Genomic DNA, 26303 nt, shown 5'->3' with positions numbered 1-26303 from the left:
CCGAGGCGATGACCAGGGCGGCCGCACCGTCATTGACGCCAGAGGCGTTGCCGGCGGTGACCGTGCCGCCTTCCTTCCTGAACGGCGTGCCGAGCTTGGCGAGCGCCTCCATCGTCGTTGCCCGCGGATGCTCGTCCTTGTCGACGACGATCGCATCGCCCTTGCGCTGCGGGATCGTCACCGGGGTGATCTCCTTCGCAAGCCGGCCGCTTGCCTGCGATGCTGCGGCCTTGGCCTGGCTGCGTACCGCAAAGGCATCCTGGTCCTCGCGGCTGACACGATAGTCCTCGGCGACGTTCTCGCCGGTCTCCGGCATCGAATCGACGCCGTACTGCTTCTTCATCAGCGGGTTGACGAAGCGCCAGCCGATCGTGGTGTCGTAGATCTCGGCATTGCGCGAGAAGGCGCTGTCGGCCTTCGGGATGACGAAGGGCGCGCGGCTCATGCTTTCGACGCCGCCGGCGATCATCAGTTCCGCCTCGCCCGAGCGGATGGCGCGGGCGGCGGTGATGACGGCATCCATGCCGGAGCCGCAGAGCCGGTTGATCGTCGTGCCCGACACCGAGACCGGCAGGCCGGCCAGCAGCAGCGACATGCGCGCGACGTTGCGGTTGTCCTCGCCGGCCTGGTTGGCGCAGCCGAAGACGACGTCGTCGACCGCCTCCCAGTCGACGGAGAGGTTGCGGGCCATCAGTGCTCTCAGCGGGATAGCCCCGAGATCGTCGGCGCGCACCGAGGACAGCGATCCGCCGAAACGGCCGATCGGCGTGCGGATGTAGTCGCAGATATAGGCTTCGGTCATCCTGTCCTTCTCCCGTGTCGCGTCGGGGCCGTCATCGATCAGATCCATGGGCTGCGGCGAACATCGGACCGCCCTGGTGGGCCGGGAAGCCGTAGCCCAGGACCAGGACCACGTCGATATCGTCGGCCGTTCCCGCGATGCCTTCGTCGATCAGCGCCTGGCCCTCGCGCGCCATCGCCTGCAACAGCCTGCTCATGATCTCGTCTTTGCCGATCGCTCGGGCGACGAAGCCCTTTTCGATGCGATAGTCGGCAATCATCCGGTCGATCTCGGGATCGACCGTCCGCTCGCCATTCTGATAGAGGTACCAGCCCTTGCCAGCCCTGCGGCCGAAGCGCCCTGCCTGGCAGAGGCGATCGGGAATCTCGAAGTAGGGAGCATTCGGATCTCGTGAGGCCGCCTGCCGCTTCCGGCGCGCCCAGGCAATTTCGAGCCCCGCCATGTCATAGACCGCAAAGAGCCCCATGGCGAAGCCGTAGTCCTCCATTGCGAGATCGATGTCCTGGGGAAGCGCGCCCTCCTCGATGAGCCGCTCGGCTTCCGTGCGATAGGCGGAAAAGATGCGGTTGCCGATGAAGCCCTCGCAGACGCCCGCGACAACCGGCACCTTGCGGAGTTTTCGCGCGAAGGCGAGGGCAGTTGCGAGCACGGCGGGATCGGTTTGCTGGCAACGAACGACCTCGACCAGCCGCATGATGTGGGCGGGCGAAAAGAAATGCAGGCCAATGACACGCTCGGGATGGGCAGTGGCCGCCGCAATAACGTCGGGGTCGAGATAGCTCGTATTGGTCGCAAGCACCGTGTCACTGCGCACGATACCATCGAGCTTGCGAAAGAGATCGATCTTGACGTCCAGTTCGTCGAAGACCGCCTCGATCACCAGGTCGGCCGCTTTCATATCATTCGGTTCGGCAGAAACGACGAGCCGGCCCAGTTGCTCATCGGCGGCCTCGGACGAAAGGCGGCCGGATTTCACGGCCGCTCCAATCAGTTCGCTGATCCGCTCCCGACCCTTGGCGGCAGCTTCGGGGCTTTGGTCGAGTGCGATGACCGAATAGCCGGCAGCAAGTGTCGCGACTGCAATACCACACCCCATCAGACCCGTGCCGGCAACGCCGACAACGGCAAGGCTGCGCGGTTCGAAGCTGGAGATATCTGCGGGCTTGCCCGCGGCACGCTCGGCGAAGAAGATGTGGCGAAGCGCCTTCGATTGCGTCCCGTCGCGCAGCCGCAGGAATGTCGTGCGTTCCTCGGCCAGTCCCGCCTGCAGGTCCACCTTGCTCGCCAGCGCTACCAGGCGGATCGCTTCCTGCGGTGCGGTCTGGCCGCGAGCGCGCTTGACGTAGCGAGCCGCCAAGTCCTCAAACTCGGAGGGCGCAAAAGCGGACACCGGGAGCGTGCCGGTCCTCCTGATGGGTGCATTGGCGAGTTCGTCTGCATAGCAAGCAGCCTCGGCAACGAGATCACCGCCCGCAAGGCGTTCCGCAAGTCCGATCTCGACGGCCTTACCCGCGGCTATCGGCTTCCCGCCTGCAATCATGTCGAGGGCGCCAATGGCACCAACGAGTCGCGGCAGGCGCTGGGTACCGCCTGCGCCGGGAACGAGGCCGAGCGTCACCTCCGGCAAGCCGAGCGAGGCAGCCGGAGACAGGATGCGTGCGTGGCAGGCAAGCGCCACTTCAAGGCCGCCGCCAAGCGCTGCCCCGTTTACCGCTGCAACAATGCGCTTTGGTGATGACTCGATTGCCTCGATGACGTCCGGAAGTGTCGGCAGCACAGGAGGCTTGCCGAACTCCTTGATGTCGGCACCACCGATGAAGGTCTTTCCCGTACCCGTCAGCACGATTGCGGCGACGTCGTCCGCTTTCGCGCGATCAAGCGCTGTCATCAGCCCGGCGCGCACGTCCGCACCCGTCGCATTGACCGGTGGGTTGTCGATCGTCACGACGAGGGTAGAACCACGCATCTCGCCACGCACCGTCGAGGAGAATTCCTGCGGGACGCCGCTTTCGGACGATATTTCCATCAGCCGAACTCCATCAATCGGGAATGACGGCGGTCGCCTGGATCTCGACCTTGGCGCGGTCCTCGACGAGCGACACGACCTGGACGGCGGCCATGGCGGGGTAGTGGCGGCCGATCACCTCGCGGTAGGCTGCACCGATGCCTTTCAGATTGCCGAGATATTCCCGCTTGTCGGTGAAGTACCAGGTCATGGTGGTGATGTGATGGGGCGCGCCGCCGGCCTCGGCGACAACGGCAACGACATTCTTCAGCGTCTGCTGGACCTGCCCCACGAAGTCGTCGGTTTCGAACTCGCATTGCTCGTTCCAGCCGATCTGGCCGCCGACATAGACCTGCCGCCCTCGCGCTTCGACGCCGTTGGCATAGCCGAGAGGCTTTGCCCAGCCCGCGGGTTGAAGGATCTTATGCATCTTTGTTCTCCAGATAGGGCATGAAGGCGGCACGCATGTCGTCGGGCCAGGGGCAGGATTTGTGGGTCTCCAGCGACGTGGCGACGATGCGCTGATTGGCTGACCAAAGCAGTTCGTCGTCGCGGAAAACCTTGTGCTCCAGATCCATCGAGGAGGTGCCGAGCCTGATGACGCGAATGGCGAATTCCAGTCGGTCGCCATGGAAACCAGGCTTGACGAAGGTAAGGTCGAGTTTGAGAGTGGGCGTGCCGATCCGGCGCTCGGCAATCATTTTCGGCCAGGGAATGCCTGCGGCTGCGAAGAAATCTTCGAGCGCTCCGACGAGGTGGTCGAGATAGGCGGGAAAGTATGCGATGCCCGAAGGGTCGCAATCCCCGAAACCAAGCTCCCGCGTCGTTGTGAACATCACGGGGGCTCCTCAGTTGGCGAAAGCGGCGATGTTGGTGATCGCCCGCCCGAGGATCAGCGCATGGATGTCGTGCGTACCCTCATAGGTGTTGACCACTTCGAGGTTGACCAGATGGCGCGCGATCGGGAACTCGTCCGAAATGCCGTTGCCGCCCAACATGTCACGGGCGTCACGGGCAATCGCAAGCGCCTTGCCGCAGGAATTGCGCTTCAGGATGGAAGTGAGCTCGACCGGTGGATGACCCTCTTCCTTCATGCGGCCAAGGCGCAGGCAACCCTGGAGGCCGAGGGAAATTTCGGTCACCATGTCTGCAAGCTTCTTCTGGATGAGCTGGTTGGCGGCAAGCGGCCTGCCGAACTGCTCGCGGTCGAGCACATATTGACGCGCCGTGTGATAGCAGGATTCCGCCGCGCCCAGCGCGCCCCAGGCGATGCCGAAACGAGCTGAGTTCAGGCAGGTGAAGGGACCCTTCAACCCGGTGACGGAAGGCAACAGGTTTTCTTCGGGCACGAAGACATCGTCGAGCACGATTTCGCCGGTAATCGAGGCCTTGAGACCAACCTTGCCGTGGATCGCCGGGGCCGAAAGGCCTTTCCAGCCCTTTTCCAGGATAAACCCACGGATGACGCCATCCTCGGTCTTTGCCCAGACGACGAAGACATCGGCGATCGGTGCGTTGGTAATCCAGGTCTTTGCGCCCTTCAGGCTATAGCCACCGTCAACCTTCTTCGCTCGGGTGATCATCGAGCCCGGGTCGGAGCCATGATCGGGCTCGGTCAGGCCGAAGCAACCGATCCGCTCGCCGGTCGCGAGCTTCGGCAGGTACTTCTGCTTCTGCTCCTCCGAGCCAAATGCGTCGATCGGCACCATCACGAGGGAAGATTGCACACTCATCATCGAGCGGTAGCCGCTGTCGACGCGCTCGACTTCACGGGCGATCAGGCCATAGCCCACATAGCCGAGACCGGCGCCGCCGTAATCCGGTGAGATAGTCGGACCAAGCAATCCCAATTCACCCATCTCGAGGAAGATCGCGGGGTCGGTGACTTCCTTTCGAAACGCCATCTGCGCCCGAGGAGCCAGCTTCTCCTGCGCGTACTCATGCGCCGTGCGAAGGACCATGCGTTCTTCGTCGGTCAGTTGATCCTCGAGCCGGAAGGGATCGGCCCAATCGAAAACGGCTTTCTGCGCGGTCATGATTTTCCCTGCTGTGCATTTTCCTTGAGAAGTTCGCGGGCAACGATGAGCTTTTGAACTTCGGTGGCGCCCTCATAGATCCTGAGGGCGCGAATTTCGCGGTAGAGGCGCTCGACGATTTCCCCGCTTCTGACGCCGCGGCCCCCAAACATCTGTACGGCGCGGTCGATCACTGTCTGGGCGTTTTCCGTTGCCGTCATCTTGGCCATCGCGGCTTCGCGCGTGGTCGGCAATTTCTGGACGTCCCGCCGCCAGGCGGCGCGATAGGTCAGGAGAGCCGCGGCATCGATCGCAGTCGCCATGTCGCCCAGGGACGCCTGGGTAAGCTGAAGGTCGGCGAGCGTTGCGCCGAACATCGGCCGGTCCTGGCCATAGGCGAGGGCCTCTGCAAGTGCCCGGCGCGCAAAGCCGAGGGCGGCTGCGGCAACCGACGAGCGGAAGATGTCGAGCGTGCGCATCGCGATCTTGAAGCCTTCTCCCGCGTTGCCAAGCAGGCGCAATGCAGGAATGCGGCAGTTGTCGAAACGGATCGTCGCAAGCGGGTGGGGTGCGATCACGTCGATCCGCTCGGTGATCGAGAAGCCGGGATCGTCGGCGAATATCACGAAGGCGGAGATGCCGCGGGTGCCGGGCGCCTCGCCAGTGCGGGCAAAGACGGTATAGACGTCAGCGATACCGCCATTGGAGATCCAGGTCTTCTCGCCGTCGAGAACATAGTGATCGCCGTCGGGGCGCGCCGCGCAGGTCATCGCCGCGACATCGGAGCCCGCGTGCTTTTCCGAAAGCGCGAAGGCCGAAATCCACTCTCCGCGCCCGACCTTCGGCAGGATTGCCTGCCGCAGTTCCCTGGAGCCGACAAGCGAGACTGCGCCAGTGCCAAGGCCCTGCATCGCGAAGGCAAAGTCGGCGAGCCCGTCATGAAAGGCGAGCGTCTCGCGCGCCAGGCATATCTTGCGGGAGTCGATCCCGTCATGGCCCTCAAGGCTCACCGTCGCTTCGAGCAGACCGGCTTCCCCGAGAGAGCGCACAAGCCTGCGGCAGGCGCCGTCGACATCCTGATGGTCGATGCCGGTCGCTGCGGGCGATGCCACAAAGCCGTCGAGCCGTACCGCCCATTCGGCATGGGAGGCATCGAAGAACGGCCAGGCGAGATGCTCGCGGGACACGGCCCGCGCAGTTGAGGCGGCCATTGCTCAGTTTCCCTCGAATACCGGCTTGCGCTTGGCGGCGAAGGCCTCGAAGGCGCGGCGGAAATCCTGCGTCGCCATGCAGATCGCCTGGGCCTGCGCTTCGGACTCGACCAACTCCTCGATGCCCATTGCCCATTCCTGGTTGAGCATGGTCTTGGTCATGCCATGGGCGAACCAGGGGCCATCGGCGATCGTTCGAGCAAGCTCGTGTGCCGCCGGCAACAGGGCGTCACCCGGGTGAATTGCGTTGAAAAAGCCCCAGCGCTCGCCCTCCGATGCCGTCATGAAGCGGCCCGTATAGAGAAGTTCGGAGGCCCGTCCCTGGCCGATGATCCTCGGCAGGATGCCACAGGCACCCATGTCCGCGCCGGCCAGCCCGACGCGGGTGAAGAGAAATGCCGTGCGCGCCTCCGGCGTTGCAAGGCGCAGGTCTGACGCCATGGCGAGGATCGCGCCAGCCCCGGCGCAGATGCCGTCGACGGCAGCAATGATTTGCTGCGGGCATTTGCGCATGGCCTTCACCACATCGCCGGTCATGCGCGTAAAAGCGAGCAGATCGGGCATGGTCATGCGGGTCAGCGGCTCAATGATCTCGAAGACATCGCCGCCGGAAGAGAAGTTGCCGCCCGCACCGGTCAGGACAATGGTGCGCACATCCGAGGCGTAGGCGAGATCGCGGAACAGGTCGCGCAGCTCCGCATAGCTTTCGAAGGTCAGCGGGTTCTTACGGTCGGGGCGATTGAGGGTCAGCGTCGCAACCCGGCCATCCTCGCTCGTCTCCCAGAGGAAGTGGCGCGGCTGATAGCTTGCGAAGGACTTCAGATTGCTCGCAGTCGAAACGTCTTGTTCGCTCATCCTGACATGACCTCCCCACCGGCGATCGCGATCGCCTGTCCATTGATCGATGACGCGCCCGGCGATGCGAGCCAGAGCACGCAGTCGGCAACCTCCTCCGGTTGCACAAGCCTTCCTTGCGGATTGACCTTCACGAATTCGGCCAGAGCCTCGTCCGGGCTTCGCCCCGTCTTTGCGATGATCTCGGCGATGGAACGCTGGATGATCGGGGTGTCGGTAAAACCAGGGCAAACCGCATTGACTGTGACGCCCCTCTTCGCGAGTTCGAGTGCGAGCGCGCGCGTCAGGCCGACGACGCCATGCTTGGCGGCGCAATAGGCGGAAACATAGGCGTAGCCGGTCAGGCCGGCAGTCGAGGCGATGTTGATGATGCGCGCGCCGGCGCCATAAGCCTTGATGTCAGGCAGCACGGCCTGCGTGACATTGAAGACACCCGTCAGGTCTACGGAAAGAACCTGGTTCCACATGTCGAGCGAGGTCTTCTCGAAGGATGCGCTCGGGGCTTCTCCGGCACAGTTGACGAGAATCGAGACCGGCCCAAAGGCGTCACGCGCCCTGGCAAGACCGGATGCGACGGCCTCTGGGCTGGTAACGTCGAAACCATCCAGCACGAAAACGTCGCGTGCGCCCATCTCGGCTGCAAGCGCTTCCAGCGGCTCGCGGCGGCGGCCGGCAAGTGTCACGAGGGCCTCGGCGGATGCGAGGCGGCGCGCGATTGCAGCTCCGATGCCGCTGCCCGCTCCAGTGACCAAGGCGTGACGTCCTGCCAGTGTCCGATCCATCATCGGCCGTCCTTATTTCGGTGCCTGCGCCGCGCGGGCGAGGTTGGTCTCGTACTGAGACTTGCCCGAGAGGTATTGCTTCGGCCAGGCAATCGAGGTGATGCCGATCTTCGCCGCTTCATGCAGCGTCCAGTCGGGATCCGCCAGATGCGGGCGTGCGACCGCGCAGAGATCGGCGCGACCGGCAGCGATGATCGAGTTGGCGTGGTCGGCCTCTGATATGGCGCCGACGGCGATCGTCGGAATGTGGATCTCGTTGCGGATCTTGTCGGAAAACGGCGTCTGGAACAGGCGGCCGTAAACCGGCTTTTCCTCCTTGCTGACCTGTCCGGACGAGCAGTCGATCAGGTCGGCTCCCGCCTCCTTGAACATTTCGGCGAAGATCGCCGCGTCTTCCGGTATGTTGCCGCCTTCATACCAGTCGTGGCAGGAGAGGCGCACCGACATCGGCTTGTCTGCAGGCCATGCGGCGCGCATCGCCGTGAAGACTTCCAACGGATAGCGCGCCCGGTTCTCATGGCTGCCGCCATATTCATCCGTGCGCTGGTTGGTGAGTGACGAGAGGAAGCTCGACATCAGGTATCCGTGGGCGCAGTGGTATTCGAGCCAGTCGGCACCTGCAGCCGCGGCACGCTCGGTTGCTGCCACGAAATCGGCCTTGACGCGATCCATGTCCGCCCGGTCCATGGCTTTCGGAACCTGGCCGTGCTTGAGATAGGGCAGGGCCGAAGCCGAGATCAGCGGCCACGCGCCTTCTTCAAGCGGCTGGTCGATCCCTTGCCAGGCGAGGCGCGTTGCACCCTTGCGACCGGCATGGCCAAGCTGGACGCCGACCTTGGCATTGGTGCTGCCGTGTATGAAATCGACAACGCGCTTCCATCCGGCCATCTGCTCGTCATTCCACAGGCCGAGGCAGCCGGGCGTAATCCGGGCATCGGGCGAGACACAGGTCATCTCGGCAAAGACGAGGCCCGCGCCGCCAAGTGCGCGGCTGCCGAGATGCACGAGATGGAAATCGTTGATCAGCCCGTCCGTCGCCGAATACATCGCCATCGGCGAGACGATGACGCGGTTCTGCAGCGTCAGGCCGCGAACTGTATAGGGCGTGAACATCGGTGGCAGGCAGCGCTCGCCGTCTTTGACCTCGAGCCCCGCCTTGCGGGCAAACCAGCGCTCATAGCCTTCGAGCCAGTCCTTGTCGCGCAGGCGCAGATTTTCGTGGCTGATACGCTGCGAGCGGGTCAGCATGGAATACATGAACTGCTCCGGCTCCAGGGTGTCGGCATAGCGGCGGCCGACGACCTCGAACCATTCCATGGCATTGCGCGCCGCGTTCTGGATGCGCGCGACATCGACGCGGCGAATCTCCTCATAGGCTGCAAGCACTGCCGGAATGCTCGTCTTTTGGTGACCGAACTGCTCGAACTGATTGGTCAGCTCGATCGCGTCGTCGATGGCGAGCTTGGTACCTGAACCGATCGCGAAATGGGCGGTATGGGCGGCGTCGCCCATCAGGACGACGTGGGATTTGCCATTGAACAGGCTCCACTTGCCGCAGATCAGCCGGTTGAAGTTGAGCCAGGCCGAGCCGCGCAGGTGGCGCGCATTGGTCATCAGTTCCGCACCGTCGAGAACCTCGGAAAACAGGCTCTCGCAGAAGTCGATGGAGCCTTGCTGGTCCATCCTGTCGAGACCGTGTGCGAGATACGCCTCTTCCGTAGTCTCGACGATGAAGGTCGAGGTCTTGTCGTCGAACTTGTAGATATGCGCCTGAAACCAGCCATGCTCGGTCTTGCGGAAGTCGAAGGTGAAGGCGTCGTAGAGCTTTTTCGTGCCAAGCCAGATGTAGCGATTGGGCCGTACGACGAGATCGGGTTCGAATTCCTTCTCGTAGCGCTGGCGAATCCTGGAGTTGAGGCCGTCCGACGCAATGATGAGATCGGCATCGGGAAAATCGAGGTCGCTGTTGACGTCAGTTTCGAAGACGAGCCTGACGCCGAGCTCTTCGCAGCGCTTCTGCAGGATATTGAGGAGGCGCTTGCGGCCTATCCCGACAAAGCCGTGCCCGCTGGTGCGCTGGCGCGTGCCCTTGAACCAGACCTCAATATCGTCCCAATGATTGAACGCGTCCTCGATGTCGACGGCACTTTCCGGATCCCACCGCCTCATCGATTCCATCGTGGCATCGGAGAAAACGACGCCCCAGCCAAACGTGTCGTAAGGCCGGTTGCGCTCGACGACGGTGACGTCGTGGGCGGGGTGGAGCTTCTTCATGAGCAGCCCAAAGTAGAGGCCCGCCGGTCCACCGCCGATGCATACGATCCGCATATCCGCTACCTTCCTCAACTGCATGGCTTTCGCCGCGTGCAGATATTTTAAGTTTAAAATATAGGTTTGCCGAGCAGGGCGTCAAGCATTAATCGAGCCTGTCCCGCCCGTTTGGAAACCGTTTCGTCAGACCGCGTCCTCGCTGACGGATGAGCGCGTGAGCCAGCTCGGGTCGATCTCCGGCAACGGTATCGCGTCGAGCAGCACCTTGGTATAGGCCGATCGCGGAGCACTGAAGACCTGCTGGCAGGGGCCATGTTCCACGATCTTGCCGAGGCGCAGAACATAGACGCGGTCGCACACGGCGCGGATGACCGAAAGGTCATGGCTGATGAAGGCCATGGAGAGCCCCATCTCGCGTGACAATCCCTTGAGAAGGTTCAGCACCTGCGCCTGGGTGGAGACGTCGAGCCCCGAGACGATCTCGTCGGCGAGCACGAAGTCAGGCCGCAGGAGGGCCGCACGGGCAATCCCGATGCGTTGCCGCTGGCCGCCCGACAACTCGTGAGGATTGCGTTCCAGCACCACGGCAGGAAGGGAGACGCGATCCAGCATCTCGCGCAGCAGGCCCTCCGCCTGCCGTCTGTCCGAGGCGAGGCCATGGAGGAAGAGCGGCTCGGCCAGGATGCGGCGGATGGAATGACGTGGGTTCAGCGAGGCCATGGGATCCTGGAAGATCATCTGCATCCGCCGCCGCAGCGGGCGCATGTCGCGGTCCGGAAGCCTCGTGATATCGCGGCCGTCGAAGAGGATGCGGCCGGCCGAGACATCGATGAGCCGCAGCAGTGCCCGTCCGAGCGTCGTCTTGCCGGAGCCGGATTCGCCGACGATGCCGACCGTCTCCCCGCGTCCGATACGGATATCCGTACCGTGCAGAACCTTGTTGCCCGGCCTGCCGGCACCGAGGATCGAGGCGCGGCCTCCATAAGTGACCTCGACGCCGGTCGCGACAAGCAGATCATCGGCCATCGGCGGTCTCCTTGCCTTGCGTCCCCACCTCGCAGCGCAGCGCCTCGAACACTGTTTCGGGCACGGGCTCCAGCCCGGCATCCTGTCGGTCATAGCGCGGGCTCGCCGCGATGAGGGCCTTGGTGTAGGCATGCTTCGGTGCCGTAAGCACATCGGCGGTCGTTCCTGCCTCGATGACCTTGCCGGCGTAGAGCAGCGTGATGCGGTCGCATATCTGGGCAACGACACCCAGGTCGTGGGTGACGAAGACCACCGCGGTTCCGTGGCTTTCCTGCATTCGGCGAATGAGCCGCAGGATTTCCTTCTGCACGGTGACGTCGAGCGCCGTCGTCGGCTCGTCAGCGACAACAAGTTTTGGCTCCAGCGCAAAGGCGGCTGCGATCAGTACGCGCTGGCGCATGCCGCCGGAGAGTTCATGCGGATACGACCTGACGACGCGCTCGGGATCGCGGATATGAACCTCCTCGAGCAACTGCAAAGCCCGCTCGTCGGCGTCGCGCACGCTCATCCCACGCTTCAGGCGCAGACCATCTGTCAGCTGTGCGCCGATGCGACGACCGGGATTGAGCGCCGTCTGCGGATCCTGTGGTATCAGGGTGATCTCGCTACCCATGATGCCGCGCAAGGCGCGCTGATCAAGCTCCAGAAGATTGCGGCCATCGAAATGAATCCGGCCGTCGGTGACCTTGATGCCCGCTGGGAGTATGCCGAGCAGCGCCTTGGCGATCGTCGACTTGCCGGCACCGGATTCACCGACAAGGCCGAGAACCTGCCCAGGTTCGAGCGAAAGGCTGACGTCACGCAGCACGGGCTGGTTGCCGTCTCGGAGCGATGAGGCGCTAAGCGCCTCGATGGAGAGAAGGGGACGGCTCATCGGCGCATCACCGGATCAAGCGCGCGACGCAGACCGCTGCCGAGCTGATTGAAGGCAAGGACAGTCAGGAACAGCATTGCGAGCGGCGCGACCAGAACCCACCAGCTATGGTGGATCGTCTGCCGGCCCTGTGCGATCATGCCGCCCCAGGTGGGCGTATCGGAGGAAATCGATAGCCCGACGAAGGACAGGATCGCCTCGACGATGACAGCAATGCCCATTTCGAGGCTCACAAGTGCAACGAGCACGGGCGCGATATTGGGAAGAATCTCGTTCCTCAGGATCTGGAATCGCGAAAAGCCGATGGTTCGCGCCGCAGTCACATAATCGAGGCTTGCCTGGGCGATCGTCTCGGCGCGCACGACACGACAGAAACGGGTCCAGTCGATGATGACAATCGCGGCAATGACAGAATGCAAGCCCGAGCCGAGGACCGCGACCAGCAGCACCGAAAGCAGCACGGGCGGGAATGCCATCCAGATATCGACGAGGCGGGAGATGATCCGGTCCGCCCAGCCGCCGTACCAGCCCGCGACCAGGCCGAGGATCGTGCCGACGAGGGCCGCAAGGCCAGCCGCAATGAAGGCAACCGTCAGTGCGACCCGGCTGCCGTAGATCAGGCGCGAGAGGACATCGCGACCGAGATCGTCAGTGCCGAGATAGTAGCCGGGCTCGGCTCCGCTATAGCCTGCGGGGGGCAGGGTGGAGAGCATCAGGTCCTGTTCCAGCGGATCTTTCGGCGCGATCCAGGGCGCAAAGAGCGCAAGGACGATGAGGAACAAGATGAAGGCCCCACCCCAGATGACTCGCGGTTCACCGAGGAGCTCAGAACATAGGCGACGCCAGTGCGGGAGCGCCGGCATTTCGCCGCGTGCGATATGCTGCACTTCAGCCATGGGCGATCCTCGGATTGAAGAGCATGGTCAGCATGTCGATCAGGATATTGATCAGGATGAAGATGAGGCCGAACATCAGGACGAGCCCCTGGATCAGTGGCAGATCGCGGTTGATGACCGCATCGATCGCCATGTTGCCGATGCCGGGATAAGAGAAGATCCGCTCGACGATGACGGTGCCGCCAATCATGAAGGTGAACTGCACGCCGGTGAGCGTCAGCGTCGGTCCTATCGCATTGCGCAGCGCCTCCTGCAGGACGAGCCGCAGGTTCGACATTCCCTTGATCCGCGCCAGCAGCACATAGTCCTGGAGCATCACCTCGATCAGCGCTTCCTTGAGCGTACGCGCGATGACGGCCGCAAGCGGCAGGCCAAGCGCAAGCATCGGCATGACCATGTGAGACAGAATATCGGCAAAGAGCCCAAAGCGCAGGGTTAGCAGGCTTTCGAGCAGGTAGAAATTCGTGGTGAACCCCGCCGCCAGCGACGGGTCGATCCGGCCGGAGAGCGGAAAGATCGGATAGAAAACGCCGAGGAAAAGCACCAGGACGAGCGCCCAGACGAAATCCGGGACGGCGAGGAACAGGCCATTCAGGATGTCGATGAGAGGTTCGGCGGGCGTCTTGCGCAGGAGCGTTGCGACGATTGCGATCAACCCGCCGCCGAGGACGCCGAGGGCAAGTGCGGCGAAGGCCAGCTCCAGCGTGGCGGGAAGTCGCTCCATCAACAGTTCGAGTACGCCGCGCCGTAGCGAAATGGAGGTTCCGAAGTCGCCCGCGAGAACGGATTTGAGCCATATGCCGAACTGGACCGGGATGCTGGCATCGAGCCCGTATTGGGCGCGCAACGTTGCGATGTCGGCCGCGCTCGCGCCCGGCGAGATCATCATGGCGATCGGATCGCCCGGCACGACGCGCAGCAGCACGAAGACGATCACGGCGACGCCGAACAAGGTCACGGCCGCCATCGCAATGCGATTGAGGATGCGGTAGCTGTTCATGAATATCCGTCGGCCAGTAAAGGCAGATTACGGTAGACGCCAGGGAAAGAGGGGCGGCTTGCACCGCCCCCGCGGCCGTCAGGCGCCGGCAACGAGCGTCGGCTGCAGCGCACCCGAAACGTTCGGCGTCACCTTGAGCGCCGACTTGTAGACGATCGGCTGCGCATATTGCAGGACAGGGATAACATAGCCCTGCTCGGCAATGTACTTGCTGACGGCCTTCCAGCCGGCGATGCGCTTTTCCTCGTCCTTTTCACCCCAGAGCGGCGCGATCATGTTGTCGAGGTCGTCAGTGTTCCAGACGGAGTGCGGCGAGGGGCCAAACATCGCGAAGCCGGTCGATGTCGTCGGATCGCCGATCGCGTTGCCCCAGTTGTAGAAGGCCGCCGGTGCAAGCGTATCGGCTGCGCGCAGTTCGTAGTGCTTGGCGATCTCGTAGACTTCGATATTTGCCTCGATGCCGACCTTGCGCCACATGCCGGCGATCGCCTGGATCATCTCGTAGTCTTTCGGCTTGAAGCCGCGAGTGGTCTGGATCGTGAACTTTGCCGGCTTGTCGGGCGAATAGCCGGAATCGGCAAGCAGCTTCTTGGCCAGTTCCGGATCGTAGCCGACGGTGATCGAGGCGTCGTAGGCGATATATTCCGGCGCTTCGAGGGTATCGATCGGCACGCCATAGCCGCGCAGCAGGCGGCTGACGATTGCCTTCTTGTCGATGGCGTGGTGGGCGGCGAGGCGCACATTCTTGTCGAGCATGACATCGACATTGTTGATGAAGATCATGCCGATGTCCGAAATCGGCGTCGACACGCCGGCAAGCCCGTCCTTCTCCTTCAGCCGGTCAAACTCCTCATAGGGAATTTCGAGCGTGATGTCGGACGAGCCGGATTCGATTTCGGCGACACGGCTGGTGGCGTCGGGAACGAACTTGAATACGACCGTATCGAATGCCGGTTTGCCGCCGAAATAGTTCGGATTGGCCTTGAGCCTCAGGAAGGCGTTGCCCTCATAGGCGTCGAACATATACGGGCCCGTGCCGACCGGTGCCTTTTCAAAGCCTTCGGGACCGACTTTCTCGTAATAGGCCTTGGGCATGACGTAGCCGGTCAGGAAGGCCATCCACTTGAAGACGGTGGGATCGAACCGCAGCACGTCGCCCGTGATGCGGTTCCCGTCCACCGTAAAGTTGCCGACAGTGGACCACACGAACTGGATCGGGTTGCCGGTCTCGGCCTTTGCCGCACGCTCCAGCGACCAGACGATATCTGCGGGCGTGAACGGCGTGCCGTCATGCCAGGTGACGCCTTCGCGAACATCCATCCATATCTTGGTCTTGTCGTCGTTCCAGCCCCACGCAGTCAGAAGGCCCGGCTGGAAGGAGAGGTCCGGGCCCTGGGCCACGAACTGGTCGAAGATCGAGCGGTAGATCGCCTGGATCGTCGGATTGACCGCGGATGGTCCCACGGTCGGATCGAAGGAGGGCAGGTTTACGTTGAAGGCAATTGTAAGTGTGGAAGCATCGGCTGCCGAAACCGGCAACCGACCGGCCAATACGCCGGTAATGAATGCAGCAGCGCCAAGACCTAGGGTCTGACGACGTGAAAGTGTCAGCATGGCAATACTCCGTTGTTCCCCTGACTTCTGCAAGATTCGAGCCCTGCGAAGGCATTTCTTGTTGATATGCTTTAACCTTAAAATGATCCCTTGGTTTCGACAAGGGCGATTGTTTGATGTTTGAAATTTTTGCCGGCGCCGAAACGCCCGTTGCTGGCAAGAAAATATGCAAATGCATTTTATTTACATCGGCCCTGATCGCCGGCGACCTGCAGCAAGAATACCGGCATGCCACAATTCTCTTCGCGCTCGCTATTTCATTTGACATCGGGCGATTGCCGAAAATATGCTCATGCATGATAATTGAACAATTCCGGTCAACGGGATAAGGGGAACTGCCATGGCTGAACGTTCGTTCGCCCGGGAAGTCGAGGATCTGAAGCTCGGCGAGGGAGAGATATTCAAGGGCGAGGGCATTCTTGCCATCACCAAGGCGCTGCTGCAGTCGGGCGTTTCCTATGTCGGCGGCTACCAGGGCTCACCCATCTCGCATCTGATGGACGTTCTGGCAGATGCCAAGGATGTCATGCAGGACCTCGGGGTTCATTTCGAGACCTCGGCTTCCGAAGCCGCCGCAGCCGCCATGCTCTCGGCCTCGGTCATGTATCCCGTCAGGGGTGCCGTGACCTGGAAATCCACGGCCGGAACGAATGTCGCCGCCGACGCGCTTTCCAACCTGTCTTCCGGCGGCGTGACAGGGGGTGCCCTGGTCATCATCGGCGAGGACTATGGCGAGGGTTCCTCGATCATGCAGGAGCGCAGCCATGCCTATGCGATGAAGTCGCAGATGTGGCTGCTGACCCCGCGCCCCAACCTGCCTTCGATCGTCGATGCCGTCGAGAAGGGTTTCGAGCTTTCCGAGGCGTCCAACACGCCCGTGATGCTGCAGGTCGGCATCAGGAGCTGCCATGTCCACGGCCAGTTCGCGGCCAAGGACAACAGACGCCCCGAATATTCGCTCAAGCAGGCGCTGGAAAATCCGAGGCGCGACGTCAACCGCATCGTGCTGCCGCCTGCATCCTTCATTCATGAGAAGGAAAAGCTCGAGCGTCGCTGGCCGGCTGCCGTCGAATACATCAGGTCCGCGAAACTCAACGAGTTCTTCGGCCCGGAGGAAGGGGAAGTCGGCATCATCCTGCAGGGCGGCATCTATAATGGTGCAATGCGCGCTCTGCAGCACATGGGCCTTGCCGATGTCTACGGAAACAGTCGCGTCCCGCTCTATGTGATGAATGTCGCCTATCCGATGATCGACGACGAGGTTGTCGCGTTTACCGCCGGCAAGAAAGCCGTGCTGATGATCGAGGAGGGCGCGCCCGAATATATCGAGCAGGCGTTGCACACCCTGCTTCGCCGACGCGACATCCAGACCAAGGTGTCCGGCAAGGATGTCCTGCCGCTCGGCGGGGAATATACGACGCCGGTGCTGATCAAGGGTATGGCGGCGTTCTTCGAGGCAAATGCCCCGCAGCTGCTCGGCAACCGGCCGCCGGTCCCGGATCCGACCCCCGTCCTCAACGATCCCAAGGTCAAGGCTCTCGCCGAGGTCGTCCCGCCGCGCCCCGCGGGCTTCTGCACCGGCTGTCCGGAGCGGCCGATCTTCGCGGCGATGAAGCTTGTCGAGAAGGAACTCGGCCCGCATCATGTCTCGGCCGATATAGGTTGCCACCTGTTCTCGATCCTGCCGCCCTTCAACATCGGCGGCACGACGATGGGGTATGGGCTTGGTCCAGCCTCCGCGTCGGCCTTCAATGTCGAGGCGGACAAGCGCTCGATCTCGGTGATGGGTGACGGCGGTTTCTGGCACAACGGTCTGGCGACATCTGTCGGCAACGCCGTCTTCAACAAGCAGGACGGCGTCATTCTCGTGGTCGACAACTACTATTCCGCGGCGACCGGCGGGCAGGACATCATGTCGTCCCGCGCCTTCAACGCCAGACGCAAGACCAACAACTCCATCGTCGACGCGGTCAAGGGGATCGGCGCCACCTGGGTGCGCCAGATCGATCGAACCTATGATGTCGCAAGGATGCGCGACACGCTCAGGGAAGCTCTGACGACGAAGGAGGCCGGGCCGAAGATTATCGTCGCCTCGTCCGAATGCATGCTCAACAAGCAGCGCCGCGTGAAGCCGCAATTCACCAAGGCCGTCAAGGACGGCAAGCGCATGGTGAAGGAACGTTTTGGCGTGGATGAAGACGTCTGCACCGGCGATCACGCCTGCATACGCCTGTCCGGCTGTCCTTCGCTGTCGGTCAAGCATACGGATGATCCCCTGAAGGATGATCCGGTCGCGGCGATCGACAATTCCTGCGTCGGCTGCGGCAATTGCGGAGAGGTGTCGGAGGCCGCGGTCCTCTGTCCTTCCTTCTACCGCGCCGACATCATTCACAACCCGACCGGCTGGGACAACTTCGTCCATCGGCTCCGTTCGGCCGTCATCGGCTGGCTGCAGAAGCGCCGTCAGGCCGGACGCATCGTCTTTGCGGATTGAGGAACAATTGCCTTGGAAATGCCGGCCATGAGCTCGTCGCCCCTGCTATCCACCGACAGGCCGCTGTCGATCGCCATCCTCGCCATGGGCGGGCAGGGCGGCGGCGTCCTTGCGGACTGGATCGTCGCCCTTGCCGAAGAACAGGGCTGGGTCGCGCAGACGACCTCGGTGCCGGGTGTCGCCCAGCGCACCGGCGCTACGATCTACTATCTCGAGATGCTTCCGGCCCGCCAGGACGTCACGCCGATCCTGTCACTGATGCCGACGCCAGGCGATGTCGATGTCGTCATTGCGGCTGAGTTGATGGAGGCGGGGCGCTCGGTCATGCGCGGGCTGGTGACGCCGGACAAGACCATGCTCATCGCCTCGACGCACCGCTCCTACGCGGTCGGCGAGAAGGAGAAGCCCGGCGATGGCATCGGCGATCCGACCGTCGTCGTCGACGCGACCGAATTCGCGGCCAGGAAGACGATCGCCTTCGACATGGACACGCTTGCCGCGAAGAACGGCAGCGTCATCTCTTCGGCGCTCTTCGGCGCTCTTGCCGCTTCAAAGGCGCTTCCCTTTGCCAAGGAAGCGTTCGAGGCGACGATCAGGGCTGGCGGAAAGGGCATCGAGGCTAGCCTGAAAGCCTTCAACGCAGCCCATCAACGCGCGCTCCAGGGTGAAAGCGAGAAACTGAACGCAACGCCGCCGAAGCGCATCGAGCCCCTTCCCGATCGGACGGGCCATCCCGAGCTCGACAGGCTCGTATCCCGCATCCGGAAGGAGTTTCCGGCCGAAGCCCATGGCCTGCTCTATGCCGGCGTCAAGAAGCTGACGGATTTTCAGGACCCTGCCTATGCCGGGGAATATATCGACCGGGTCGGTGCTCTTTACGCGGCCGACCGCGTCAATGGCGGCGAGGAGAAGGGTTTCGCCTTCACGGTGCAGGCTGCCAAGTATGTCGCCATCGCCATGGCCTATGACGACGTCGTTCGCGTCGCCGATCTCAAGGTTCGCGCCTCGCGCTTCGATCGCGTGCGCAACGAAGTCGGCGCCAGGGGCGAGCAGATCGTCTACATGACCGAATACATGCATCCTCGCATGGAGGAGGTGTGCGGCACGCTTCCGAGGAAGCTCGGCGAATGGATCGAGAACCGGCCGGCGCTCTTTGCCCGTCTCGACCGGATGGTCAACAGGGGAAGACGCGTGAAGACCGGGACGATCTTCTGGTTCAGCGGGCTTTATCTTATCGCGGGTTTGAGGAGCCGCAGGCGCGGAAGCTTGCGCCACCATCGCGAAGTGATTCACCGCGAGGCCTGGCTCGAAAAGGCACTGTCAGCCCTGCCGAAGAACTATGATCTGGCGGTCGAAGTGCTTGGCTGTCGGCGGTTGGTGAAGGGGTATTCCGACACCCATTCGCGCGGCCTCTCGAAGTTCGACCGGGTGCTCTCCGCATTGCCGATGCTCATTGAACGGGAGGACGGGGCCGCCTGGTTGCGACGGCTCAAGCAATCGGCGCTCCTCGACGAGAATGGCGTTGCGCTCGACGGCGCATTGAAGACAGTCGCAAGTCTCTGACGGCTTCTCAGATGTCGTGCTTTCGCACGTTGCGAAGGATTTTCTGCAATGTCCCGACAAATGCGCGATGCTCATCCTCGTCGATGCCGTCGAACATCTGCAGGAGAAAGCCATACATCGTCGGCCAGACTCGGTCGAATGCCGCACGGCCTTCTTCCGTGATCGTCACGTCGCGAACACGCATGTCCTCGGCGCGTGCTTGGCGGCGGATAAAGCCCTGTTCCTCGAGCGAATCGAGGGTGCGGCTCATCGTCGACTGCTCGATGACGGCAAAGACAGACAGTTCGTTGATCGTGACCGACGAGGTGACGCTGAGCACGGCGAGCGTACGCACCTTCGCTGTCGTCATGTCCATGTGCTTCAGCTCTTCGGCCAGATTCGCATTGTAGCGCGCCATGAGCCTGTTCATCAGGTAGGGCGCGAAGTTGTTCAGGCCGATCTCGCCGAGGCTCGGAACGATGGTGTCGTCCTGCCGGTTCGATCTCAGGATGCCGCCGGAAAAACGTTCCTCCATCAAGTCTCCTTCAGTCTATTTGAGCGACGAGGCCAGCAGGAAGCCGGAGCCGCCGGCAAGCCCAGGGCCGGGATGCGTTGAGGCTCCAATATTGTAAAGCCCCGGAACATGCGTCTTGTGGTTAACCGTCGATTTGAACGGCCGCCAGAGGAAAAATTGATCGAGCCCACAAAATCCGCCATAGGGATCGCCGCCGACGAGATTGATGTTCATGGCTTCGAGATCTGCCGGCGAATAGCTCCTGCGGGCAATCACATCTTCAGCAAGACCCTCGATATGGTCCTTCAGGATCGCCTCGACCCGGTCGGCGAAGGCTTCGCGCACGCTCTCCGTCCAGCGTCCGTCGGCTGGACACGCGATGGTGCCGCCGGCATCGCCCTTGATGTGGCGTGGGGCGTCGGGCAACTGTATCCAGAGAATGGCCTGGCCTTCCGGCGCGCGGCTCGGATCGAAGGATGTCGGCTGGCCGACGCAGATGGTCGGCACGGCCGGCAGCATGCCACGCTCAGCTTCGTTGGCCGAGCGCGAGACGCCATCGAGGCCTGGCGTGAGGTGTAGCAGGGCGACCTTGCCGAGATCCTCTCCATGTTTCCAGCGTGGCGGCGCCTTCAGCGCATAGTGGATCTGCATGTCGCCCTTGCCGTAGCGGTAGCGCTTGAGGCCGGTCTCCACGTCTGCAGGCAGGGGCGCCGGCCAGTCGCCCATCAAACGGCCGTAAAGCTGGTGCGGAGTGACCGATGCGATCACACCCGACTTAGCCCGGATCTCCGTTCCGTCGACAAGCCGCACGCCGTCCGCGCGGCCGCCGGGGCCCGGTAGCAGTTGCTCCACATCCGCCATTGTTCTGATGGAGCCGCCCTGGTCGGCGATCAGCTTTTCAAAGGCGGCCAGCAGGTTCGTAGCGCCGCCCTTGACGATAGGGCAGCCGGCCAGCTCTATGGCAAAACCTATGACCTTGACCATCTCCGCCGAATAGGCGCTCTCCGGGCCAAGACCGCAATGCAGGGCCCAAGGTGCCCAGAGAGCCTGCAGCACCTCCGACTGATAGGTGCTCTCGAGATAGGGCCGGGCGGGCTCCAGTGCCTCGCCGAACCAGGCGGCAAGGCCCCTCAACCCTCGCTTCCAGGCCTCGCGGGCAACGGTCTTCAGGATCGTCGACGACCAGAGATTGCCGCCGAGAAGTGCGAAGACGAAGGCGGCGTCCGCGCCGAAAGCTCCCATCTCCCGGTCGAAAACCTTGCCGTCGCCCGGTGCGAGTGCCTCGAACGCCGCGACATTGCGCTGCCGGTCCTTGGACAGGACCACATGCGAGCCATCCGGGCGCAAGACACCCGTCGGCAGGTCGGCATGGGCAAACTCAAGCCCGCGGGCTTCGAGATCCTTGCCGATCGCCCCGTAGGCGGGCGATGTCAGGAACAGCACCATGGTCGTTGCCATGACGTCGTGGACGAAGCTCGGCGCGGTGATTTCCTCGGTACGCAGGCAGCCGCCGATCCGGTCGTTGCGTTCCAGCACGAGAACACGTCGGCCCTTCTTTCCAAGCATGGCGGCCGCTACGAGCGCGTTTATGCCGCTGCCGACGATGATATAGTCGAATTCCGCCATGGGGCACCGAACTGCTTGCAACGAAAAGGCCCGGCACTCAAATGCCGGGCCCTTGACGATCTCAGGCGATCAGCGCGAGCGCGCGAACCGGCGATCCGGTTCCCTTGACGAACTTCAGCGGGGCGGCGATCAGGATCGCACCCTTCGCAGGCAACTGATCAAGGTTGCTGAGGCTCGCAAGCCCGTATCTGTTGGCCTCATGCATCAGGTGATGGGCCGGGAAGGGCGGGGTCATGCCCCCGGCGGAGCCTGCATCCGTCCCGATCGTTTCCTGGCCCCAGCCGATGATACCCTTCGACAGCAGGTATTTGATCGCCTCGGCGGTCGGACCGGGCGAGTGAGGACCCTTGTCATCGGCATTGAGGAAGGTTTCGGTCGAACCGTTGCGCTTGTACCAGTCCGTGCGCATCAGCACCCAGCTGCCGGCTTCGATCTCGCCATGCTGGGCCTCCCATTCCTGGATGCTCTCGACCGTCAGCAGGTAATCCGGATCGAGGCCGGCTTCCTTGGAACGGTCGATGACGTTGACCGGCGCCACGAAGTTCTGCGGCAGGATCGTGTCGGTCGTGTTGTTCGGGTTGTCCTTGCCGGTGATCCAATGACAGGGCGCATCGAAATGGGTGCCGGTATGCTCGCCAAGCTCGATCCAGTTCCACGCCCAGAACGGGCCGTCCTGATCGTATTTGGAGATTGCATGGACCTTTACCTGCGGAGTGTTCTTTCCGAACTGGGGTGGGAGGTAGAGAACCGGTGTTTCGGGTCCGAGCGGAGCCGTAATATCCACGACCTTGACTTCGCCGGTCAGAAGCGCGGAACCGAGATTGGAAAGGATGGCTGAGCTACTCATTTAGTTCCCCTTTTTTGGCCCGGATCCGGTGCCGCCACGTCATAGCGGTCTTTCATCCAACCGGTCCGATTTCAGGCTCCGCGCGAGCCTATGAAAGAAAATATGATGTTGCAAGTATATCCTCGGTCAATTCCTGTGGCCGCTCGCCGTTGCTCCTGTCTCGCGTAAGCGAAGGGCGGACGCTGAAGCTTTGCAACGCGGAATTCCTTGGCGAATGAACAGCTGGTCTCGCAGTTCTCGGCCACTTGCGGGTCCGATCCAAAAATGTATGCATATAAGTATATCGGGCGAGGGAGCTTTTCATGACATCGATTGCGAGTTGCGATGCCGTAGTGATCGGAGCCGGCCACAACGGCCTTGCGGCAGCGGTTCATCTCGCATCGAAGGGGTGGAAGGTCGTTGTCGTCGAGGCAGCCTCCGAAGCGGGCGGCGCGGTCAAGACGCGCGAGTTGACGGAACCGGGCTTTCGTCATGATCTCTGTGCCATGAATCTTTCGATGTTTGCAGGCTCCGCCTTCTTCTCGGCCTATCGGGAAGAACTGGTGAATGCCGGACTCGGATTCGCACCGGCGCCGAAATGCTTCGCGAGTGTCTTTCGTGACGGCACGTATCTTGGGGTGGGCACCGATCTCGAACAGACCGTTGCGGGCATCGCCTCGCTTTCTTCCGCAGATGCCGACGCCTGGAAGGCCATGCTCAAGGATTTCGGGCGCGACGCACCGCACATCTTTGCGCTGCTCGGCGCCCCCATGCCGTCCCTTGCCACGGTCAAGGTGGTCTGGAAGGCCTATCGCGCGATCGGGCTCGACGGGCTTTATCGGCTCGTTCGGCTGCTGCTTGCGACGCCGCGAGACTTTCTCGATGCTCATTTCGAGAATGACAAGCTGAAGGCAATGATGGCGGCCTGGGGATTGCATCTCGACTTTTCGCCCGATGTCGCCGGCGGTGCGCTCTTCCCCTATCTCGAATCCATGGCGAACCAGGCCTTCGGAATGGTGATCGGCCAGGGCGGCGCCGACAGCATCATCAACGCCATGACGGGAGTGCTGAAGGGGAAGGGAGGGCAGATCCTGCTTGGGAGCGCGGTGGCTTCAGTGAAGCTCGAGGGTGAACGCGCGACGGGCGCCGTGCTGGCCGACGGGCGGGAGATCGCCGCCAGACGCGCCGTGATCGCCAATCTCAACCCGAAACTCCTGTTTGGCCGACTGGTGCCCAGTGCGCCGGCGCTTGGCGCCGTCGAGGAGAAGGCATCCCGTTTTCGGCCAGGCCCGGGCGCGATGATGATCCACATGTCCATGGACGGATTGCCGGACTGGACGGCGGGTGAGGCGCTGAAGGACTATGCCTATGTCCATATCGCGCCGGACATGCGGATGATGAGCCGCGTCTATGCAGAGGCAATGGACGGGCTCTTGCCGGCGGAGCCGGCTCTTGTCGTCGGGCAGCCGACGGCCGTCGATCGCTCCCGCGCGCCGGAAGGCAAGCATGTGCTCTGGGTGCAGGTACGAGTGCTGCCCGCCGTCATTCGCGGTGATGCCCTGGGCATGATCGAAGGATCGGATTGGGATGCCGTGAAAGAGGTCTATGCGGATCGCGTCGTCGACATCATCGAGCGTTACGCGCCGGGCACGAAGGCAAGGATCCGCAAGCGAGCAGTCTTCTCGCCGATCGACCTCGAACGGGAAAACCCGAACCTCGTCGGCGGCGACAGCCTCTCCGGTTCGCATCACCTCGACCAGAATTTTCTCTTCCGGCCGATGGCCGGATATTCGCGGTACAAGACGCCAGTCCCGTCGCTCTATATGTGCGGCGCGTCGACCTGGCCCGGCGCGGGAACTGGGGCCGGCTCGGGATTCATGCTCGCGAAAATGCTCGCCGGTGTCTGAAACCTGTTAATTCCTTTAGGATTGTAATACCTAGTCTTGACGTGGCGGTTCTGCTCTTGCAGGCAGGATCAGCCGTCCCAGGAACAGGGTGTTGCCGATCATGGCCGTCGATCTGGAAATCATCGTCAACGACACGCACGACAGCAACAAGCAGGAGCTTCGCCTCTGGCTTCGGCTGCTTTCGACCACGAAGCTGATTTCCCAGGAAGTCCGCCGGCGTTTGCGCAGCGAGTTCGGTGCAACGCTGCCGCAATTCGACCTGCTCGCCCAGCTCTATCGCGAGCCCGAAGGCCTGCGCCTCGGCGAACTGTCGAAGCGGACCATGGTGACGAATGGCAACATAACCGGTCTCATCGAACGGCTGGAGGCAGATGGCTTCGTACGCAGGGAGACGCCCGACGACGATCGCAGGGTGACGGTCGCGCGTCTCACCGATGAAGGAAAGGCGATTTTTTCCCGTATGGCCGAAGCGCACGAAAGCTGGCTGCGCGACCTGATGGCGGATGTCGATCCGGCGACGATCCGCACTATTCTTGCCGAGATGGAATTGCTGAAAAATTCGGCCAAGCGCCATCTTTCCTAGCGATGCGTCGACCCCGACCCAGATAGCCAAGTACGGGTGCTATGCTCGCTTGATCAGCCTTGCCGGATCCGATCCGAGATCGTGGTAGGCGGCACCCGGATGCGGCGCCACCAGTCGCGGGCCTTTGCCGCCTAGCTTTTCGCGCAGCGTGCCCTTGCGATATTCGGTCTTATAGACACCGCGCTTCTGCAGTTCCGGCACCAGGAGGTCGACCGTATCCTCGAAGCTCTCAGGGGTTACGGCGTAGGCAAGGTTGAAGCCGTCTACGTCGGTGTCCTCGACCCATTCCTGCATCAGGTCGGCAACGGTCGACGGTGAACCGACGAAGACCGGGCCGAAACCGCCGATGCCCACCCAATCCGCCATCTCCCGAACCGTCCATTCCTTGTCGGGATCGATGGTCGTGAAGGTCTCGACAGCCGATTGAACGGCGTTGGTATAGCGGTGGCGCAATATCTCGTCCGGGCCGAACTGGCCGAAATCGATGCCGGTCCAGCCGGAGATGAGCGTCTGGGCGCCTTCGAACGAAGCGTATTCGCGGTACTCGTTGAATTTGCGCTGAGCCTCGGCATCCGTCTCGCCGACGACGACGGTCTGGAGGTTGAAGGCCAGGATCTCGCGCGGGTTGCGACCGACACGCTCAGCGGCCTGCCGCACATTGGCGACATAGCGCTTGAGCACCGCCTTCGAAGGCGCGGCCACGAAAATGCATTCCGCATGCGCGCCGGCGAAATCCTTGCCTCGGCTGGAGGCGCCCGCCTGGTAGAGCACGGGCGTGCGCTGTGGCGAGGGCTCGCTGAGATGAATGCCGGGAACGTTGAAATGCTTGCCGGCGTGGCGGATGGGGTGCACCTTCTCCGGATGGGTAAATATGCCCTTTTCCCGGTCGCGCACGACGGCATCGTCTTCCCAGCTTCCCTCCCAGAGTTTGTAGCAGACCTCGAGATATTCGTCGGCTAGGTCATAGCGGTCGTCATGGTTCGTCTGAGCGGGCTGGCCGATATTCAATGCACCGCTGTTGAGATAGGAAGTGACGATGTTCCAGCCCACCCGACCCTTGGTGAGATGGTCGAGCGTCGAGATGCGCCGCGCGAATGTATAGGGATGCTCGAAGGACAGCGACGCGGTCAGCCCGAAGCCGAGATGCTCGGTCTCGTAGGCCATGGTCGGGATGAGCTGCAGTGGATCGTTGACCGGCACCTGGGCGGAATGGCGCAGCGCCGCATCGACATTGCCGTTCAGCACGTCGTAGACGCCGAGCACATCGGCAATGAACAGGCCGTCGAACTTGCCGCGCTCCAGCGTCTTTGCAAGGTGAACCCAGTAGTCGAGGTCCTTGTAGGTCCATGACTTGTCGCGCGGGTGGCGCCAGAGGCCCGGCGACTGGTGTCCGACGCAGTTCATATCGAAGGCGTTCAGCCTGATTTCTCGGCTCATGTCATTGTTCCTGCATGGTTTCG

The 26303-nt window shown here is 62.5% G+C and carries 22 protein-coding genes; 4 read left to right on the top strand and 18 right to left on the bottom strand.

Annotated elements, in window-relative coordinates:
* The 14 genes from EV286_RS17970 to EV286_RS17905 all read right to left on the bottom strand — a co-directional run.
* Positions 1–802 (bottom strand): acetyl-CoA C-acyltransferase (locus tag EV286_RS17970; protein ID WP_132958542.1); only part of this gene is annotated, 802 nt, incomplete at its 3' end.
* 31 nt (positions 803–833) lie between these two features.
* Positions 834–2828 (bottom strand): 3-hydroxyacyl-CoA dehydrogenase NAD-binding domain-containing protein, encoded by a 1995-nt coding sequence (locus EV286_RS17965; RefSeq protein ID WP_207909868.1) that lies wholly within the window; start codon positions 2826–2828, stop codon positions 834–836.
* A 13-nt stretch (positions 2829–2841) separates the two neighbouring features.
* On the bottom strand, positions 2842–3237 hold the full coding sequence (locus EV286_RS17960) for a RidA family protein (RefSeq protein WP_132958500.1): 396 nt from the start codon (positions 3235–3237) through the stop codon (positions 2842–2844).
* Positions 3230–3643 carry a thioesterase family protein gene (locus tag EV286_RS17955; RefSeq protein ID WP_348633558.1) on the bottom strand — a complete coding sequence of 138 codons (414 nt, stop codon included), beginning with the start codon at positions 3641–3643 and terminating at the stop codon, positions 3230–3232. The genes EV286_RS17960 and EV286_RS17955 overlap by 8 nt, the downstream gene beginning before the upstream one ends.
* Positions 3644–3655: 12 nt before the next feature.
* Complete coding sequence (locus EV286_RS17950; RefSeq protein ID WP_132958498.1) at positions 3656–4843, bottom strand: acyl-CoA dehydrogenase; 1188 nt, start codon at positions 4841–4843, stop codon at positions 3656–3658.
* Positions 4840–6033, bottom strand: a complete 1194-nt coding sequence (locus EV286_RS17945) for an acyl-CoA dehydrogenase family protein (RefSeq protein ID WP_132958497.1) — start codon at positions 6031–6033, stop codon at positions 4840–4842. Before EV286_RS17945 ends, EV286_RS17950 begins: the two co-directional genes overlap by 4 nt.
* A gap of 3 nt (positions 6034–6036) precedes the next feature.
* Positions 6037–6888, bottom strand: a complete 852-nt coding sequence (locus EV286_RS17940; protein WP_132958496.1) for an enoyl-CoA hydratase family protein — start codon at positions 6886–6888, stop codon at positions 6037–6039.
* Entirely contained in the window at positions 6885–7673 is a 789-nt protein-coding gene (locus EV286_RS17935; RefSeq protein WP_132958495.1) for an SDR family NAD(P)-dependent oxidoreductase, read from the bottom strand. Before EV286_RS17935 ends, EV286_RS17940 begins: the two co-directional genes overlap by 4 nt.
* A 9-nt stretch (positions 7674–7682) precedes the next feature.
* Positions 7683–9998: a bifunctional salicylyl-CoA 5-hydroxylase/oxidoreductase gene (locus EV286_RS17930; protein WP_132958494.1), complete on the bottom strand. Its 2316-nt coding sequence runs from the start codon at positions 9996–9998 to the stop codon at positions 7683–7685.
* A 126-nt stretch (positions 9999–10124) separates the two neighbouring features.
* Positions 10125–10967: an ATP-binding cassette domain-containing protein gene (locus tag EV286_RS17925; protein ID WP_132958493.1), complete on the bottom strand. Its 843-nt coding sequence runs from the start codon at positions 10965–10967 to the stop codon at positions 10125–10127.
* Positions 10957–11841, bottom strand: a complete 885-nt coding sequence (locus EV286_RS17920) for an ABC transporter ATP-binding protein (protein ID WP_132958492.1) — start codon at positions 11839–11841, stop codon at positions 10957–10959. The genes EV286_RS17925 and EV286_RS17920 overlap by 11 nt, the downstream gene beginning before the upstream one ends.
* Positions 11838–12704 carry an ABC transporter permease gene (locus EV286_RS17915; RefSeq protein WP_132958540.1) on the bottom strand — a complete coding sequence of 289 codons (867 nt, stop codon included), beginning with the start codon at positions 12702–12704 and terminating at the stop codon, positions 11838–11840. The genes EV286_RS17920 and EV286_RS17915 overlap by 4 nt, the downstream gene beginning before the upstream one ends.
* Positions 12705–12729: 25 nt before the next feature.
* The gene (locus EV286_RS17910) at positions 12730–13737 is read right to left on the bottom strand and encodes an ABC transporter permease (RefSeq protein ID WP_132958491.1); all 1008 of its coding nucleotides are present in this window, start codon (positions 13735–13737) and stop codon (positions 12730–12732) included.
* A gap of 78 nt (positions 13738–13815) precedes the next feature.
* Complete coding sequence (locus EV286_RS17905; protein WP_132958490.1) at positions 13816–15351, bottom strand: ABC transporter substrate-binding protein; 1536 nt, start codon at positions 15349–15351, stop codon at positions 13816–13818.
* Positions 15352–15691: 340 nt separating this feature from the next.
* Between EV286_RS17905 and EV286_RS17900 the strand changes: the two genes are divergently transcribed.
* Positions 15692–17845, top strand: a complete 2154-nt coding sequence (locus tag EV286_RS17900) for an indolepyruvate ferredoxin oxidoreductase subunit alpha (RefSeq protein ID WP_132958489.1) — start codon at positions 15692–15694, stop codon at positions 17843–17845.
* Positions 17846–17863: 18 nt separating this feature from the next.
* Positions 17864–19408: an indolepyruvate oxidoreductase subunit beta family protein gene (locus EV286_RS17895; protein WP_132958539.1), complete on the top strand. Its 1545-nt coding sequence runs from the start codon at positions 17864–17866 to the stop codon at positions 19406–19408.
* A 7-nt stretch (positions 19409–19415) separates the two neighbouring features.
* Here the strand turns inward: EV286_RS17895 and EV286_RS17890 are convergent, their stop codons facing one another.
* The 3 genes from EV286_RS17890 to EV286_RS17880 form a co-directional block, all read right to left on the bottom strand.
* Entirely contained in the window at positions 19416–19922 is a 507-nt protein-coding gene (locus EV286_RS17890; protein WP_132958488.1) for a MarR family transcriptional regulator, read from the bottom strand.
* Between the two features lie 15 nt (positions 19923–19937).
* Positions 19938–21527 (bottom strand): NAD(P)/FAD-dependent oxidoreductase, encoded by a 1590-nt coding sequence (locus EV286_RS17885; RefSeq protein ID WP_132958487.1) that lies wholly within the window; start codon positions 21525–21527, stop codon positions 19938–19940.
* 61 nt (positions 21528–21588) lie between these two features.
* Positions 21589–22374: a cyclase family protein gene (locus EV286_RS17880; protein WP_132958486.1), complete on the bottom strand. Its 786-nt coding sequence runs from the start codon at positions 22372–22374 to the stop codon at positions 21589–21591.
* A gap of 302 nt (positions 22375–22676) precedes the next feature.
* Here EV286_RS17880 and EV286_RS17875 point away from each other — a divergent pair, with 302 nt between their 5' ends.
* Positions 22677–24260 (top strand): NAD(P)/FAD-dependent oxidoreductase, encoded by a 1584-nt coding sequence (locus EV286_RS17875; protein WP_132958485.1) that lies wholly within the window; start codon positions 22677–22679, stop codon positions 24258–24260.
* A gap of 100 nt (positions 24261–24360) precedes the next feature.
* Entirely contained in the window at positions 24361–24843 is a 483-nt protein-coding gene (locus EV286_RS17870; protein ID WP_132958484.1) for a MarR family transcriptional regulator, read from the top strand.
* A 39-nt stretch (positions 24844–24882) separates the two neighbouring features.
* Here EV286_RS17870 and EV286_RS17865 read toward each other — a convergent pair whose 3' ends face one another.
* The gene (locus tag EV286_RS17865) at positions 24883–26280 is read right to left on the bottom strand and encodes an LLM class flavin-dependent oxidoreductase (RefSeq protein WP_132958483.1); all 1398 of its coding nucleotides are present in this window, start codon (positions 26278–26280) and stop codon (positions 24883–24885) included.
* Between the last annotated feature and the right edge of the window lie 23 nt (positions 26281–26303).

The organism is Rhizobium sp. BK251, assembly GCF_004345245.1.
In the GTDB taxonomy this organism is placed as follows: domain Bacteria; phylum Pseudomonadota; class Alphaproteobacteria; order Rhizobiales; family Rhizobiaceae; genus Rhizobium.
Note: the sequence above shows the minus strand (reverse complement) of the source record. Positions and strands in the feature narration are given on the sequence as shown.